Source organism: Enterococcus sp. AZ103 (assembly GCF_051714685.1).
Lineage (GTDB): Bacteria > Bacillota > Bacilli > Lactobacillales > Enterococcaceae > Enterococcus_A > Enterococcus_A alishanensis.
Genome location: NZ_JBIOSI010000002.1, coordinates 170590 through 187138 on the forward strand (window position 1 = coordinate 170590; position 16549 = coordinate 187138).

Annotated in this window: 18 protein-coding genes; 6 read left to right on the forward strand and 12 right to left on the reverse strand. The window is 34.6% G+C overall.

What is annotated here, in order from left to right; genetic code table 11:
* Positions 1–50 precede the first annotated feature (50 nt).
* Both ID741_RS15380 and ID741_RS15385 read right to left on the reverse strand, forming a co-directional pair.
* Positions 51–998: a Gfo/Idh/MocA family protein gene (locus tag ID741_RS15380; RefSeq protein ID WP_438720624.1), complete on the reverse strand. Its 948-nt coding sequence runs from the start codon at positions 996–998 to the stop codon at positions 51–53.
* 1 nt (position 999) lies between these two features.
* Positions 1000–2037, reverse strand: a complete 1038-nt coding sequence (locus tag ID741_RS15385) for a Gfo/Idh/MocA family oxidoreductase (RefSeq protein WP_438720625.1) — start codon at positions 2035–2037, stop codon at positions 1000–1002.
* A gap of 161 nt (positions 2038–2198) precedes the next feature.
* Between ID741_RS15385 and ID741_RS15390 the strand changes: the two genes are divergently transcribed.
* Complete coding sequence (locus ID741_RS15390; RefSeq protein ID WP_438720626.1) at positions 2199–2672, forward strand: GNAT family N-acetyltransferase; 474 nt, start codon at positions 2199–2201, stop codon at positions 2670–2672.
* Between the two features lie 173 nt (positions 2673–2845).
* Here ID741_RS15390 and ID741_RS15395 read toward each other — a convergent pair whose 3' ends face one another.
* Positions 2846–3298, reverse strand: a complete 453-nt coding sequence (locus ID741_RS15395) for a LysE family transporter (protein WP_438720627.1) — start codon at positions 3296–3298, stop codon at positions 2846–2848.
* A 113-nt stretch (positions 3299–3411) separates the two neighbouring features.
* Between ID741_RS15395 and ID741_RS15400 the strand changes: the two genes are divergently transcribed.
* Complete coding sequence (locus ID741_RS15400; protein ID WP_438720628.1) at positions 3412–3972, forward strand: helix-turn-helix domain-containing protein; 561 nt, start codon at positions 3412–3414, stop codon at positions 3970–3972.
* 38 nt (positions 3973–4010) lie between these two features.
* On the opposite strand, the gene ID741_RS15405 is transcribed toward ID741_RS15400, so the two are convergent.
* Both ID741_RS15405 and yjeM read right to left on the reverse strand, forming a co-directional pair.
* The gene (locus tag ID741_RS15405) at positions 4011–4865 is read right to left on the reverse strand and encodes a MurR/RpiR family transcriptional regulator (RefSeq protein WP_438720629.1); all 855 of its coding nucleotides are present in this window, start codon (positions 4863–4865) and stop codon (positions 4011–4013) included.
* 82 nt (positions 4866–4947) lie between these two features.
* Positions 4948–6441, reverse strand: coding sequence for a glutamate/gamma-aminobutyrate family transporter YjeM (gene yjeM / locus ID741_RS15410; RefSeq protein WP_438720630.1), 1494 nt, complete (start codon positions 6439–6441; stop codon positions 4948–4950).
* Positions 6442–7048: 607 nt separating this feature from the next.
* Here yjeM and ID741_RS15415 point away from each other — a divergent pair.
* On the forward strand, positions 7049–7366 hold the full coding sequence (locus ID741_RS15415) for a hypothetical protein (protein ID WP_438720631.1): 318 nt from the start codon (positions 7049–7051) through the stop codon (positions 7364–7366).
* Positions 7367–7371: 5 nt separating this feature from the next.
* Here ID741_RS15415 and ID741_RS15420 read toward each other — a convergent pair whose 3' ends face one another.
* The 5 genes from ID741_RS15420 to ID741_RS15440 form a co-directional block, all read right to left on the reverse strand.
* Positions 7372–8958 carry an ABC transporter gene (locus ID741_RS15420; RefSeq protein ID WP_438720632.1) on the reverse strand — a complete coding sequence of 529 codons (1587 nt, stop codon included), beginning with the start codon at positions 8956–8958 and terminating at the stop codon, positions 7372–7374.
* On the reverse strand, positions 8951–9673 hold the full coding sequence (locus tag ID741_RS15425; RefSeq protein ID WP_438720633.1) for an ABC transporter ATP-binding protein: 723 nt from the start codon (positions 9671–9673) through the stop codon (positions 8951–8953). Before ID741_RS15425 ends, ID741_RS15420 begins: the two co-directional genes overlap by 8 nt.
* 194 nt (positions 9674–9867) lie before the next feature.
* On the reverse strand, positions 9868–11058 hold the full coding sequence (locus tag ID741_RS15430) for an ABC transporter permease (RefSeq protein ID WP_438720634.1): 1191 nt from the start codon (positions 11056–11058) through the stop codon (positions 9868–9870).
* Positions 11045–12184: an ABC transporter permease gene (locus ID741_RS15435; protein WP_438720635.1), complete on the reverse strand. Its 1140-nt coding sequence runs from the start codon at positions 12182–12184 to the stop codon at positions 11045–11047. Before ID741_RS15435 ends, ID741_RS15430 begins: the two co-directional genes overlap by 14 nt.
* A 13-nt stretch (positions 12185–12197) precedes the next feature.
* Positions 12198–13133, reverse strand: coding sequence for an ABC transporter ATP-binding protein (locus tag ID741_RS15440; RefSeq protein ID WP_438720636.1), 936 nt, complete (start codon positions 13131–13133; stop codon positions 12198–12200).
* Positions 13134–13247: 114 nt separating this feature from the next.
* Here ID741_RS15440 and ID741_RS15445 point away from each other — a divergent pair, with 114 nt between their 5' ends.
* From ID741_RS15445 to ID741_RS15455, 3 genes are read left to right on the forward strand one after another with little or no spacing between them, the layout of a single operon-like run.
* On the forward strand, positions 13248–14357 hold the full coding sequence (locus tag ID741_RS15445) for a sensor histidine kinase (protein WP_438720637.1): 1110 nt from the start codon (positions 13248–13250) through the stop codon (positions 14355–14357).
* Positions 14358–14378: 21 nt separating this feature from the next.
* On the forward strand, positions 14379–15005 hold the full coding sequence (locus ID741_RS15450; protein ID WP_218325806.1) for a response regulator transcription factor: 627 nt from the start codon (positions 14379–14381) through the stop codon (positions 15003–15005).
* A 35-nt stretch (positions 15006–15040) separates the two neighbouring features.
* On the forward strand, positions 15041–15580 hold the full coding sequence (locus ID741_RS15455) for a GrpB family protein (protein ID WP_438721238.1): 540 nt from the start codon (positions 15041–15043) through the stop codon (positions 15578–15580).
* Between the two features lie 24 nt (positions 15581–15604).
* On the opposite strand, the gene ID741_RS15460 is transcribed toward ID741_RS15455, so the two are convergent.
* Complete coding sequence (locus tag ID741_RS15460; RefSeq protein WP_438720638.1) at positions 15605–15994, reverse strand: amino acid decarboxylase; 390 nt, start codon at positions 15992–15994, stop codon at positions 15605–15607.
* The gene (locus tag ID741_RS15465) at positions 15991–16548 is read right to left on the reverse strand and encodes a UbiX family flavin prenyltransferase (protein ID WP_438720639.1); all 558 of its coding nucleotides are present in this window, start codon (positions 16546–16548) and stop codon (positions 15991–15993) included. The genes ID741_RS15460 and ID741_RS15465 overlap by 4 nt, the downstream gene beginning before the upstream one ends.
* Position 16549: the final 1 nt, after the last annotated feature.

Below are 16549 nucleotides of genomic sequence, written 5' to 3' on the forward strand. Positions count from 1 at the left end.
TTTAAACAAAAAAAATCCAGTGAAATAATCTCACTGGAAGATAAGTCTTATTAAATTGAATCTTTAGCCGCTTGTAGAATCTCCATAACGATTTCTGAATGGGCTAATTGTTTATTGACTTCTGTCATGTCATGTTCACGAATCATTTTTTCAAAAGCCACAAATTCGTTAAACATCCGATGCTGATGTGTATTAAAATTTTGAATTTCACCAGCAATTTCAACTTCAGGTACGGTATTAGTTGCACCTTCCACTCGTACATAACCCTTCGTACCTTGAACCATCGAAGAAATTTTCCCACTAGAATCTTTGGCGCCAATACAAACTGCTTTGGTTTCACCATAATCCAGCAGCAAAATACCAGAAGTATCGATGTCTCGCTCGACATTGGCTAAATATTCCACCTTTTCTGGACGACCTAAAATACCAGCTACAAAATGAATGTTGTAAATATTTAAGTCCATCAAAGCACCGCCACCCATATTGGGATCGAAGGCTGGTAAAATTTCACCTTGTTTAAACCGATCATAACGAGAAGAATACTGAGAATAGTTAGATTCGATGATTTTCAGATCACCTAAATCTTTGATACTGTCTTTAATAGCTTGATAATTTTCCAAATATTGATTGGTAATTGCTTCAACTAACACCAAGTCTTTTTCTGCAGCAAGATCTTTCAACTCTAAAAACTCCGCCAAAGTCAAAGTAAATGGTTTTTCACAAATGACATTTTTCCCAGCAATCAGAGCCTCTTTTGCTGTTTGAAAGTGCATATTATTAGGTAAAGCAACGTAAACTGTATCAATCTCAGGATCCTTCAAACTCTCGCCATAATCCGTATAAATTTTTTGAATATTGTTGTCAGCTTTCATTTTTTCCAACTTTTCAAGGCTGGCTGCTCGTCCAACTAAAGCTACTAATTCTGTATTTGGTAATTCTTGCGCCATTTCCAAAAAGGTATGCACAATCATCCCTGATCCAACAATTGCTAATTTCATGCTATTCAACCTCCTGTTTGTTTTTAGCTAACATCTTTTCAATTCCAGTTTCCAAAATTTCAAGTTGGCTAATCGTTTCATGGTCTTTCACAATTTTATCAGCGCCATTAACAATAGACTGATAAACGCCTTCATAAATACGGCTGTAATCCCCCACCTCAGAGACAACTTTTTCTTCGTGGTATTGCCCTTGTTCATCCATATAAGTAAGGGTACCATAATGTTCAGGAAAATCTAAGCCGAAATCAGCATTAGTCGGCATATAAAAATGTTTCAAATCTTCTTCCTGACGATCTTTTGTGACTTTTTCAAAGACACCTTTTTTGCCATATACAACAAAACTTGGGCGCTCCTTCAATCTAAAATAACTGGATTTCACAGAAACCTTCATCTTGCCATAAAATAAATCTAAGTCAAAATAATCATTCATCCGATTTGGCCCCAATAATTGACGAACATCATACGTAATATCATCCGGCTCACCGAAAAATGACAATACCTGATCAATTGTATGACAGCCATGACCATATAGATAACTATTAATCTGACTGAATGCCAGTGTATTTTCTGGTACTTCAGGACGGAAATAATCATAATGCATTTCAACTTCTACTAAATCACCTAAAACATCACTTTTAATGACCTTTTGGACTGTTAAAAAATCAGAATCGAAACGTCGATTTTGGTAACATTGTAAAAATAGATTCTTTTCTTCTGCTATTGCAAATAATTCTTTGGCTTGTTCAGAGGTTTCAGCAAAAGGTTTTTCTACCAATGCGTTTTTACCTGCTAATAAGACTTTCTTCGCCCAAGGATAATGTTGCTCACTAGGCGTCGCTACCACCACTAGATTAATTTCCGGATCATTAAAAATATCTTCTATCTCATTGGTATAATGAACACCTTCGATTTTTTCCCAAGAACTGTTATTATTACGCGAATAAATAGTCTTAACTTCCACGTGAGGATTTTTCAAGGCAAATGGTAGGTGATAACGATTGGTACTTTTCCCGTTTCCAATATAAGCGATTTTTAGCATGTGATGCCCTCCTTTATTTTCTTTGATTATAACTAGAAAAGGGACCCATCGAACTTTTTTTTAATATTTGGGTCAAAATGTGCAGGATTTTCTTGTGAATATTTTTAACTCTGAACATCTTGTTCAATAAAATAGTATACTTGTTTAAAAAGAGGAAAAATATGCTGATTCGCGAAATGAGAACAGAAGAATATTATTTATTGGAAGAATTTTTATACGAAGCTATCTTCCAGCGTAACCAAGAAGATTTGCTACCCAAAAATATAATCTATCAACCTGAATTATTTATCTACATTAAAGATTTTGGCAGCTTAAAAGATGACTATTGCTTATGCGCAGAACACAATGGGAAAATTGTTGCCGCAGTATGGGTAAGAATCATTTCTGGGTTTGGTCAAATTAATAAAAATACCCCTAAATTTGCTATATCTGTACTCAAAGACTATCGAGGACTTGGGCTTGGCCGTAAATTGATGGCAGAGATGTTGCAATTACTGAAAGAAAAAGACTATAAAAATACTTCACTAGCAGTTCAAAAAGATAATTATGCTCTAAAAATGTACCAAAGCCTTGGCTTTCAAATTATTGACGAAAATGATAAAGAATATTTAATGATCTTTCATTTAAACAAATAAGGAAGCCAAACAATTTAGCTAGTTGGCTTCCTTATTTAATCCCTATTTCAAAACCATTGCCCCGCAATACACTAATAATAAAGCCATGATAATATTGGTTTGTTTATGGTATCTAATAAACAAATTTTGAAAGGCTGAACCAAAAATTGCCCAAGTACAAGTCCCCAAAAAACCTACGCCAGTAATAAAATTCCTACAATAATATCAAATACTGAATATACATTTGGAAGGACAAAAGATGTCATAGCTGTGATACCATAAATAATTACTTTCACATTGACCAACTGCATAACCATTCCAGTAAACAAACTACTAGGATTCAAAAATTGACGATTCTTCTTTTCTACTTTAGGTTTATCACGATAAACCGTAAATGCCAAAAACAACATGTATAAAGCCCCTAATATTTTCATATAAGGTTCAATGATTGGAATGGAGTTATACATCACCGAAGTAAGCACCGCACATAATGTCATATCGATTAAAAATCCAAAGAAAACACCTAGACAAAAAATCAGACCTCTTTTTAAGCTATATTTAGCAGCATTCGCTAAAGCCATGAAATTATTCGGCCCGGGAGTAAAAGCAGTTAAGAAAATATACGAAAAAAATGCAATTGAAAACATGAATCTTCTCCTCCTTATTCAAATATGATATAATGAACAAAATGTTCTATATAACGATTTATTTCTTTTATAGAACATTTCGTTCTTTATAATGTCAACAAGGAGGAGAAATTTTGTCTGAAATAAATCAAACATTTGCTCAGAATCTAAAACTTTTTCGCAAAAAAAGAAATTTAAGCCTAGATAATGTTAGTGCTCTGACGGGCGTTAGTAAAAGTGTCTTAGCCCAAATTGAAAAAGGAACTGCCAATCCTACGATAAATACTGTCTGGAAAATTGCCAATGGATTGAAAGTTTCTTTTACCGAATTAATGGCCGCACCCGAGGAAGAATATAAAATTGTGCGACAAAATGACATCCAGCCATTATTGGAAAATGATGGAAAATACCGTAACTTTCCCATCTTTCTTTTTGCCGATAGCCGAAACTTTGAAGTTTATACTATTGAACTTGAGCCTGGTGCTTTTTTAGCAGCTGATCCCCATCCCTTCGGCACAGAAGAATTCATTACTGTTTTTTCTGGCAGTCTTCAAATTGCCTTTAATACCCACGAATTAACTATTTCGGAAAAGGAAAGTCTCCAGTTTAAAGCGGATCAAAAGCATTCTTATAAGAACCCCTCCCAAGAACTAACCGTAATAAATATGATTATTTGGTACGATAAAAAAGTTTAAAAAAAAGATGGCCTTCATGCGCCATCTTTTTTCTGTATTTAATTGTACCAGCTATCCATCGTCTCTTCTTTATCTTTTAAATCTACTAAATGGGTTGTGTAATTTCTAGCATAACAGATACTATATAGCGTATTTAAGATGTATTCAAAAGCAATCTGAGAAGTAAAAGTGGCAACTTTAACATTTTTTTCTTCTCCGCTAGGAACTTCTATCATTTGTTGGGCTATTTTGGCTAAAGATGAATCTTTACGACTAGTCAATAATAAATGCTGAATATTTCGTTGCACCAATAATCGCAAAAATTTCTCATAGTTAACTGATTCTCCACTGTAACTAATGAAAATCGCATAATCATCTTTAGTTAAATTCAATGCCGCCCAATCATTTTCCCCATATTCATCGGCAATAATCAAGTAGCGATTAATTTTATTAAACTTATTTTGAAAACTACGTGCCCGAATTTGAGAATCTCCGGTGGCAAATAAAAATATCCGTTTAGCTGACAACATTTTCTTAGCCACTTCTTCTAAACTATCAGACTGTAAGCTCGCCGCACTTCTTTGTAATGAGTGAACACTTAAATCCAACATTTTTTGAGCAATCTTTTCAGCATTGTCATAAGGATTAAAAGGAAAATTTGGATCAACACTTTGACCTAGGTAGCGGTTGGCCGAAACTTCTTCGATTAGAGCCGTCTGAAAGGCACGAAAGCCACTATAACCAATTTTTTGTGTCAATCGAATAACTGCCGAATGGGAAGCATAAGCTTTTTGTGCCAATTCTTGCACATTTAATCTTGAGGTCTCACTTAAATGAACCAAAATATAATCGGCTATCCGTTTTTCAGTTTCAGTAAAATTTTCTTTTTGATATAAAATTTCGCTTATGGTCATTTTTTCACCCCGTTTAATGATAACTGATGAACCAAAAAAAGAAAACAGCAGTCTTATTGACTACTGTTTTCTAGGAAAATGACTAGGCTTTATTTGTTTTGTTAGCGTAAATTTGATACAAGATAATTGCTAAGGCTGAGAATCCTGCAGGACCAGCGATCATCCATAATGTATCACGCACACCAGCACCTTCGATGATTGGTTGGAAGATTGTAAAGATATTCGCACCCAATACTAAAACAAAGATTACTACGGCTATTAAAACAGTCATACTTTGATTTTTATAAACTTCGAATGGACGATCCAAACCATCTTTTTTCTTGAATTTAGGGAATGCATAAATCAAGAATAGATATGGTAAGGTCATTGAAACGTTAGCCATTAAAGTCAAAATGTTATAGAAAGCTGATGGATCTGGCGTCGCAAATGATGCGATTAAGATAATGCCAACAACTAACGCACATTGTGTCCACATTGCAACAGATGGCATACCATTGTCATTTAATACAGTAAATTTCTTAGGCCACATTTCTTTTGGTGTACCCATGATTAAAGTTTTTAATGGTGAATACGTCAAAGTAAAGAAGGCTCCACTGTATGATAAGAACATCCCTAAACCAGCATAACGAGCAAACCAGTTACCAATACTCATAGCAGCACTATGGTTCATGCCAATTGCATCACCAAATGTGTAACCTAAGTTGTTCATCATGACATAAGTGATATTTCCTAAGTTTGTTGTATCACCTGATAAGGCATCATTCCAGTTTGCACTTACACCCCATAAGAAGATTGCAAGAGCGTAACCAATTGAAATAACTAAGGCAGAAAATACAACCGCTTTAGGGAAAGTTTTCTCAGGGTTACGCGTTTTATCAACCATACCCCCAACTGCTTCAATTCCACCAAAGGCAAAAATTGCGAACACCGCGAAACTTAACATCCCTGTACCACCTTGGTAACTAGGAATATGTGAATGCATGATGTTTGTGAAAGGTTGTGCCAATTGCCCTTTATTAGCAACTAAAATAATACCTGAAATTACGATTAACACAACATTCAAACTTGTTACCGCTAAACCACCTAAACTAGTTACCTTAACGATACCTTTAACCCCTTTAATAGAGACTAAAGTTACAATAACCATCCATAAACAAGCTAATAAGCCAACTACTTGAGTTGAGTTTAAGCCAAAGATAGCTAATTTTTGTGTTTGGTCACTACCGGCAAATGTTGTTGTAAATGGAATCCATACTTTTGATGAAGTTGATACCATCCATACAACATAAGAAGCAAACCACATAAATGTTCCGATAAATGCGAAACGTGGTCCAACACTCACTTCTAACCATTTGTACATCCCAGTGTTCTCGCCTTTAATTGATGAACCAAATTCAGCCATCATTAAAGCGAATGGAATAAAGAACAGAATTGCTGCAGCTACGTAAAACACGATTGAGCCATAACCCATCAAGTAGTAAGCTACTGGTCCGTTAGCAAACCCGAATACTGATGTGAAAATCATCATGACTAAGGCGCCCAGCTTCATGCCTTTTTCTTTATCCAATGAAATCACTCCTTAATTTTATTTGGGAAAAAATTATTCGTTATTAATCAAATAAATATAAAAATGACTATGTAAAATTCCCCCAACGTTAAATTTACACCTAAAAAAGACAAAATGCAATACTTTTTGAAAACCAAAAAAGTAGAATTTATAGGCGTTTTTGTTTTCAAATCAAGGAATATTAAAGTCAAAAATACTAAATCGAGACATTTATAATAACAAAAACAAATGAATTAAAATCATTTCGTTTTGACACCATAAATTAATTAAAATTTAATATAGTTGTATCTAGTTTTTCTATCGCTGTTATTTCCTGAGTTCTTTTGTCAGAATTTTCTATTTTTTGCAGAAAATTGATGGCGATTTCATCAAAACATCTCAAGTAAATCTTAAAAAAGTACAATATTTTTTCACATAAGTAAATAAAAATAATTGATCTTGCAAGGAACAATTCTGTATTCATGTTTTTATTGGACAAAAAAATTTATCAATCCACCATCGTCATTTAATAAATTCGCCATATTATTTTCACGAAAATAAGTGCTAATTAAACTTTATAGTTGACTTAAAGTGGACTTTAAGGTGTACATTTATTTCATTAATAAGGAGGGGTTCGATGATTCAATTACATTTAACGACACCTATGAGTAAAGAATACTTTGAAGGCATTCATTTACGGAAGAATGTTTTAGAGGATAAAATAGACTATTTTAAAGAACAAAAATACTTGACGGTTATCGCCACTTATCATGATCAAGTAATTGGCAGCGCATCAATTCAAAGAGGCTTATTTTCCACTAGCAAGATTATAAACATTGCTGTTTTGCCTGGAAAATGCGAAACGGTAATTGAAGAAAAACTACGTAATTATGCCAAAGAAGTGATTGAAAATCAACGGAAAAATAAAGCTAGCCTCAAGCAAAAGGCTAGCTAATATAATTAATTTGACAATCGTTGCCAAAAGTTTTTTTGATTCCGCCAAATCCAAAAAGCAGAGATCGCTGCCACCACTAAAAATAAAAGCAGGTTGACTATCATCAAGCCATTGGTAAAAATCACAATCATGGTATAAAGAGCAACGACAATAATCGCAGCGAACATCGTTCCAAATAACCGGAACATCAAGCGAAAACTACCACCACCACGACTAAATAATTGGCTGATATTGTTCCAATTTAAATTTAAATGTCGATAATCACCGGCAAAGGCACTTAATGAGAATAAATAACTCCCTAAAAGACCGCCAACCAGTGTTGATACAATTAATACAAAAGTTAATTTAAAAACAACACCACTTAAAATCGTCACTAATCCTACCATTAAACACTGTAAAAACAATCCTAAGCGAAATTTTTCTTTTAAATATCCTTTTAATGAAATTGGTAATGAAGCGATAAATAAAAAATTCTCTCGATCCAATGAAATCATATTGGCTACAAAAGAACTTTGAGTGGTCATCATGGCTGCTAAAAATAAACCGACTAGAAAAAATACACCAAAGAAGTAATTAGGTAATTGGTCAAAAGCGATACCGCCATTCAAGGAAAAAGAAATAATAAAGACCACTGGCATAATCAAAGTCGCACTCATTACTTGCATTACCAAATTTGGATTTTTAAGTAATTGTAGATTATAGCTACGAATAATTTGAACTAGATTCCCTTGTTTTTTATGTTTACGGCTACTTCTAGGTGTGTCATTTGCAGATTGGCTCATCTGTTGATACAAACTTGGGACAACCATTTTCTTAAGTAAGATAAACAAAAGCAATAAAACAACTATGGTTCCGGCAATTGATAATAAACCATTCATAGAAAACGGTGTTGCTGCTACATAATAAAAGGGCATAAATATTGCCAATGCTGGACGATCGGCTGCAGTCATTGAGCTGCTAGAATTCGTGGCATTAATCATGATGATCCCTGCCACTGAAATAATCATCGAAAAACCTAACATTAAACTGGTCAAAGTTTTTTTATGCTGTTGGAAAAATTTTGTTCTAGCAAATGCAAAGATTAAACTAGTACAAATGCCAAAAAGTAAGCAAAAGAAAATTACAAAGAGAAGAATTGACCAAACAACTGCTAAAACAATCGGTAACGAATTTAGACTACCTAAGAAAAATAAAATCAGTAACGGTAAAATAAAAGGCACGATCGTTAAACCAACGGCTAAAAATTTAGCAATGAAAATGGCTCCTTGGGAAATCGGCAGAGGTAAATAGTCCATTAAATCTCGGCTGTCAAAGAAGACATTAAAAATTGCCGATAAACCTTGTGTAAACCCGATTAATGCAAATAAAGCCATGTAGTAAGTGAAATTTCCCGGCATTTTGGCAAAATCGATAAAAATCATCATCAGACCATAAACAACTAAGAAAATCCCACCAGACATGATGTATCCCCACATCAGGCTTTTAATAACTTGTGCACCTTTTTTTCCCTTGTCTCGAGCTTGTTTGGTGGCTTTAGGATTGGTGTACAGAATATTGATGCCGACTAATTTTTGGATTAAACGTCTATTCATCCGTCGCCTCCCGTCCAGCCATTCCTAAATAAATTGTTTCCAAGCTTTCATTAGGATGCTGATCTAATAAATTTTTTACGGTTCCGTTATAAATCAGCTCACCTTTTTTTAAAATCGCCAATTCATCACACAATTGTTGCGCCGTATCTAAATTATGAGTAGAAAAAATGACGGTATTGCCCTTTTCCGCATGTTTCTTGATCATCCCTTTTAAATCAAAAGCCGCTTGAGGATCTAAACCTTGCATTGGTTCATCTAAAATCCAAATCGCTGGATCCGCTAAAAGAGCACCAATAATGACTGTTTTTTGGCGCATTCCGTGAGAGAAGCTCTCGATGGTTTCATTTTGATGACCCGTCATATCAAACAAAGCCATTAATTCTGTCAAAGATGAAGTATCGGTAATTTCATAAGCAGCCGCTATTAAATCCCAATATTCATTAGCAGTTAATTGTAAAAATAAATCTGGTGAATCTGGTACATAAGCAATTTTTCGTTTGATATCTAAACGGTTTTCTGGTAAAAGCTTGCCATCAAAATATATTTCTCCGCTTGTTGGCTCAATAATTGAAACCAAACTTTTAATTGTTGTACTTTTCCCTGCACCATTATGACCGAGAAAACCGTAAATTTTCCCCGCTGGTATTTCTAAGTTTAAATGGTCTAATGCAGTTTTATTTTCATATTTCTTGGTGACATTTTTTAGTTCAATCATTTTATAACCTCCTAAGTTAGCTTTTATTTTAGCCTAAAACAAGTAAAAAAACTGCTATATTTGGTATTTTTTTGTTTGATGATCAAAATTTATTCTCTTAAGTTGTTGATTTTGAATTTTCAAGAGACTATTTTTTTCGACTAGACTTTTTTTCTAAATTCACAAAAACCTCCTCTTTTGTGAGGAGGCTGGGTTTATGATTCTAAAGAGACGGTTGATTTTTTCCCGAATATTTTTAATCCACCTTTTTCTTTCATACTAATAAGATGAATGACTAAAAAGACAGCAGTGAAAGCACATAAAATGAGAGATTGTTGAAGAAATTGTTCTTTAAATGCTTGATTAAAGACGACTGTTTTTCCTAACAAGAGATTATTCTGAGCAAACCAATAAGTCGGGGTAAAAGCAGCAATTTTTGAGACAAAATCAGGTAGAATTTCGCTTGGAACAAAAATCCCTCCAATAAAGCAACTTCCCATAATAAATACATTGTTAATTCCGGCAATCGATTCACTATTTTTCATGATGCTAGTGACTAAAATAGAAAAGCTCACCATGACTGATAGGAAAATTAAACTGTTTAAAATAAAGTATCCGGTAATTACATCCCATCCACTTTCCGTCACAATCACCATATACACCATGAAAATCAGAAAACAAATCATTGAATATACCAAGCTAGCAGTTGAAATTCGACGACTTAGTTTTCTACGAGATATTGGTGAGCAGCTATTTCGATCACGAATTTCTTTACGATTAAAGGCTAAATTAATCACTGCATAGCCACTAAATATAGTACTAAATAAACCGTAAGCCAATAAATTGAAAATATTTCCCACTAAGCCTTGGCGTTTTTTCTGCTGATAAGTCTGATCAAATTTCACTGTTCCTTTTTGAACCAAAGTGTCATTAGTTAAAGCTAGAATGTCGGCCTGATCACTTCCAGCCATTTGTGAGCGGTAAGTTTCAAATGTATTTAGAAAACTGTTGATATTCGAATCCACCAAAGTTTTAGAAAAGGTACCAGGTTTTGTTTGGCTTTCGACGGTTACTTTTTTTCCTGCCCATAAATCTGACCCGAAATTTTTAGGAATCGTCAAAATATAGTCGACTCTCTCAAAATACAAAGCATCATCCAAACCTTTTTGGCTAGTGTCCTTCAATTGAATTTGCTGATTACGCTGGGTCAGTTGTGTGACTAAACTTTGACTAATTTCAGAGTTATCTTGATTTAAAATCACAATCTTAGCTCCAGTTAAATCAGATTGCTCTTCTTTTAATTGTCCGGCATAGAAGAAAGTAATGACCACTGTGATTAGCAATCCTAATAAAAGCACCCCTTTGTTTTTTTTAATAATTTGAATAATCGCATTATAGATGGTCATATTGCACCCTTCTTTCAAAGAAATAATTTAAAAGCATAAAGACAATGGTAAAACCAGCTAACCAAGCCAGATTAATATAAAAACTATTAAGTGATTGATAGTAAAATAATTGATATAAACTATCACTAATCAAGTTGACGAGATTTAATTTGCCTAATAACGGTAAATTAACATCAATCCAATATTTTAATGATTGAGAACCCATCATGCCTGCAAAGAAACTCATTGCCATACTGAGCCCTACACCAATTGATATTTTTTGCTGTAACCCTAATTTCGGCAGCGCATTTCCTATTAAAGTCCCTAAGGAAAGTGTCGCTAAAGATGCGACGCCGTAAATCAGTAAAATCCAGCCCCAACGATTGCCAAAATCAACTTGGTAGACAAAGTGGAAAATCGCTAAGATAATCATGCTTTGACTGTAAAATAAAACGAAGCTGGCTAATAAATTCGCTATCGCAACCGTTAGTTTATTCTTCGGCAGTAACGATAGCCGCATGCCATTTGCTGATTGATTGGCTTGCTGGTCGTTGGCATTTTTCAACCCCCACATGAAACTATACATAATCGCCATCGCTACCAAGGTGAAAAAGTAAAACGATTTCACGCTATAACTACTGGCTTGATGGCCTTCAGCGACATATTTTGTTGAAGCAAATAAATCTTCTGAAATAGCTTGTGGATTGACGGAACCACTAGCAATTAAATTTTCAATCTCAGTCGTTTGTTGAAGATATTGATTTAAAAATTCTTCCATGATGGTTTGTGGAATGCCGCTTTGGCTGACTGCTAAAGAAATATCCGTTGGTGTTATTTCATAATAACCAGCAATTTTTTCATCAGAAAGCTGTGCGACTGCTTGTTTTTTGCTCATCTGTTTCCCTTGATAAACTGGCTTCCCATCATTTTCCAAGCTATATAAAACTGTTTCGAAATTTTCAGTTTTTTCTGCATCAGATGAAACAATTCCGATCTTCGTCGTTTCCAATTGCCCTTGATCATCTAGACCACTAAAAGCAAAATTAAATAGCAAACCTAAAACCACTGGAAAAGCAAAGGTCCAAAAAAGCAATACTCGATTTTTCAATAAAACTTTAATCCGATAAATAATTAAACGTAAAAACATCTTTTTTTCCTCCCTAATCCCGCAATTCTTTGCCAGTTATTTCTAAGAAAACATCGTTTAATGTCGCTTCTTCAGTTATTAAATTAGCATAAGGAATATTCTGAGCTTCAAAATAACTTAATAAAGGTAACATACTAATTCTCAACTCTTCGGTATAAACAACCAAATGTAATTCATCATAACTAATCTCCAATATACCAGGTAATTGGCTCAGCTCAGTCAGTTGATGTTGTTGAATTTCAGGAACCTCTACCACAACTTTTTCACTTGAACGAACCATATTTTTTAACTCTTCTTTACTACCTTCAGCAATTACTTGGCCTTGATCGATAATCACAATTCGGTTACACAAAATTTCGACTTCTTCCATATAATGAGTGGTATAAACAATCGTTGCTCCTTGGCGATTCAATTCTTTGATACTTTCTAAAATTTTATTCCGACTTTGTGGATCTACAGCCACAGTCGGCTCATCTAAGAAAATTAATTCTGGTTTATGAACAATTCCGCAAGCGATGTTCAATCTGCGTTTTAGACCGCCACTTAATTGTTTCGGCAGGAATTTACAAAAATCTTCTAAACCGACTAACTCAATCACTTCATCTACATGCTGATGACGAATCATTTTATCATTAATGTATAAGCCACAATAATAATCAATATTGTCACGAACATTTAATTCATCAAAGACAGCAATCTCTTGCGGCACGACACCAATTTTTTGTTTAATACCATATTTTTCTGGTCCCATTTTTTCCCCAAATATTTTAATTTCACCACGGTCATAAGACAATAACGATAAAATGCAATTGATCGTGGTCGATTTACCACTGCCGTTAGGACCTAATAATCCTAAAATATCCCCTTTTTCAACGTTCATATTTAAATGATTAATGGCTAAAAAATCGCCATACCGCTTAACTAAATTATCTATCTCAATCATTTTCATCTTGAAAACTCCTTTTCTTTTTCTTAATACCATGACTATAATGGAAATAAAGCAGTGAAAAAAGTGAAAATCTGCTAAAGACGACATGACAATTGTCACATTCAAGGAGTTTTTATGACAAAATACACTTATTGGTTGGAATATCTTTGGCTTTTTATCATTGGTTCAATTCTACTATTTGCTGATCAATTTCAACCTGAGAATATCTGGTATTTATTAATAGCTATTTTATTGGTGGCACCAGCTCGCTTAATGACCAATAAGATCAGCAATTGGTACTCTTTTGTATTTATTTTTATTGCAGTTATTTTGAGTTGGAAGTTTAGTTTTTTTCTACCAGCAACTTTAAGAATTGTTTGGCGCGAAAGGAAAAAATACGATTGGCTGATGCCATTATGTTCAGGCATATTGATCTTGGTTGTCCCGATGCCTTGGGAGACGCGCGGATTATTATTTTGCTTAATTGTTCTGACATTATACTTATCTTTGCGTGAAAGAAATTTTTTGCAATTAAGCCGAGAATTACTGCAATTAAAAGATGATAGCTGGGAAAAGCAAGAATTATTAAGACAGAAAAACGAGGAATTGATTGACAGTCGAGAAACTTTTCTTGATTTAGAAATAGCAGAAGAACGAAATCGGATTGCTAGAGATATTCATGATAATGTTGGTCATTTACTTTCAAGTGCCATTATTCAACTAGGAGCTATTAAAGCAATTAATAACAATCAAGTCATCTCAGAATTGTTAGATAAGTTGGAAGAAACAATTCATACTGGAATGAACAGCGTCAGAAAAAGCGTTCACGATTTGCACGCTGATTCACTCAATTTGGAAAAATCCGTAGATTTACTGCTTGCGGACTTTCACTTTTGCACGGTAGACATTATCGGAAAGGTGCCTAGCTCCTTAGAACAGACCGAAGAAAAAGTTATTTTAACTGTCATTAAAGAGGCCTTGTCTAATGTCATGAAACACAGTCAAGCAACACAAGTTCAGCTAGTCTTTGATGAGTTGCCAGCATTTTATCGTTTGAAAATCCTTGATAATGGAAAAATCGGTCGACCCAATTTAGCTTTAAATGATGGAATTGGCTTAACTAGCATGCGACAACGAATTGAACGAATCAATGGTCAGCTGCACATTAAAGCCTCCGATAAAGGCTTTCAAATTAATATTATTTTACCTAAACATTCTGATTCCCGCACTCTTAAAAAAACTTAGTAAGAAAAAGGAGCCTTATTTATGATACGTGTAGTGGTAGTTGACGATGATCGCTTAGTAACCGAATCACTAAAAACTATTTTAGAAGCCAGCGGTGAAATAAAAGTAGTTGCAACTGGCCAATCCGCCTCAGAAGCAGTGACCTTATACTTAAAAGAAAAACCAGATGTTCTGCTTAGCGATATTCGGATGGGCGATAGCACTGGTATTACTGCTGCCAAAGAAATATTGCAACAAGACACAGCCGCAATTATCTTATTATTAACCACTTTTTCAGATGATGAATACATCCGCGAAGCTTTATCATTAGGTGTGAAAGGTTATTTAATTAAACAAAATTTAGCTGCCATCGTACCTGCAATTAAAGCTGTTTACAATGGTCAATCCGTTTTTGGTTCAGAAATTGCAGGAAAATTATCTGAAGTCCTACAGCAACAACCTCAAAAAAAAGCAGCGACCTTTCAACTATCTGAACGGGAAGAAGCAATCTTATTAGAAGTTGCGCGCGGCAAAAATAACAAGGAAATTGCTAAAGCACTCTTTTTAAGTGAAGGCACCGTTAGAAATTATATTAGTCAGCTATTGGACAAACTTGCTGTTCGTGATCGTACTCAGCTAGCAATTTTTTATTACCAAGAATATCAATAGAAAAGAGGGATCTTTTGACGAAACCATTAGCAGAAATGTCTTTAACAGAATTATGGCAATTATTTCCGATTCAGTTACAAGAGCACCAGCCTCAATGGAACGATTGGTATCAAATTGAAAAAAATTTATTAAAAAATTCCCTAAAAAATATCTCCGGCCTTCAAATCAATCACATCGGCAGTACCGCGATAGATACGATTTGGGCCAAACCAATTATTGATATATTAGTTGAAATTCCTGCTAAAACTAATATCATCTGCGTAAAAGAGACCCTTCTCTCAGCGAACTATCTTCTAATGTCTGAGTCTGATAGTAGATTGTCTTTTAATAAAGGCTATACCGAGAATGGTTTTGCTGAAAAGGTTTTTCACCTTCATTTGCGTTATTTAGGAGATCGTGATGAACTTTACTTTAAAGATTATCTAAACACTCATCCAACTGTTGCGAAACAATATGAAAAGTTGAAACTAACCCTTTGGCAAAAATTTGAACATGACCGTGATGGTTATACAAATGCCAAAACAGATTTTATTCAAAAGTATACTCAACTGGCCAAAAACAACCCACAACAATGAGAACGATGTTGTGGGTTGTTACTATTAATAATATTCTGCTTCTGGTAATTTTGGTTGGTTATTTTTAAGCCAGCCAGACAATTGGTCAGCTAGCTTTTCAATCATTTGAAAACTGGCGATAATTTGCTCTTTTGTAATTTGATTGACATGCACACCGCTAGTGACCACAATATTTCCAATTGGTTGTTCGGTCAGATTTTCGATCAGCTTTTCTGCCAACAAATCGTCTTTATGAAATCGCCCATCATGACTGGGAAACCGTAAAACGTCTTGCCCTTCTGCATTAAAAATCGAAATCGTTCCCAAATGTGGTGTATCTCCGCCAGTGATTACCAATAACAAATCATTGCCTATAAATTCTGCAGTCAGCTTGATTTGATAACCAGCCTGTGTGACTGAAAATTTTTTTCTCATCCTTGCCACCTTCTACCGGTATTTTCAATCCCTAATGCATCAAGTAGCTTCATGGTTTGATGATTAATGATGTCAGCGATTGTTTCTGGATGATTATAAAAAGCTGGAATTGGTGGAATGATTTGCACCCCTAGCCGCGCCAATTTAGTCAGATTTTCTAAATGAATCGCATTTAATGGCGTTTCTCGCGGCACTAAAATAAGTTTTCTTTGTTCTTTTAAAGTTACATCGGCGGCACGAGCGATTAAGCTATCACCAAAACCAATTGAAATTCCAGCAACAGTTTTCATACTAGCTGGTACGATGATCATCCCATCAGTTAAAAAAGAACCACTAGCAACTGCAGCCCCTAAATTATTGTTGTCATAGACAACATCAGCTAAGGCACGTAAATCTGACATTTTCAAATCAGTTTCTAACTTTAAGTTTTCTTTTGCCCAATTACTGATGATCACATGAGTTTCAATTTCAGGGTTAACTTGCAGTTTTCTTAACAAATCTACCGCATAAACTGTGCCTGACGCACCAGTAATTCCCACGACAATTTTTTTCATC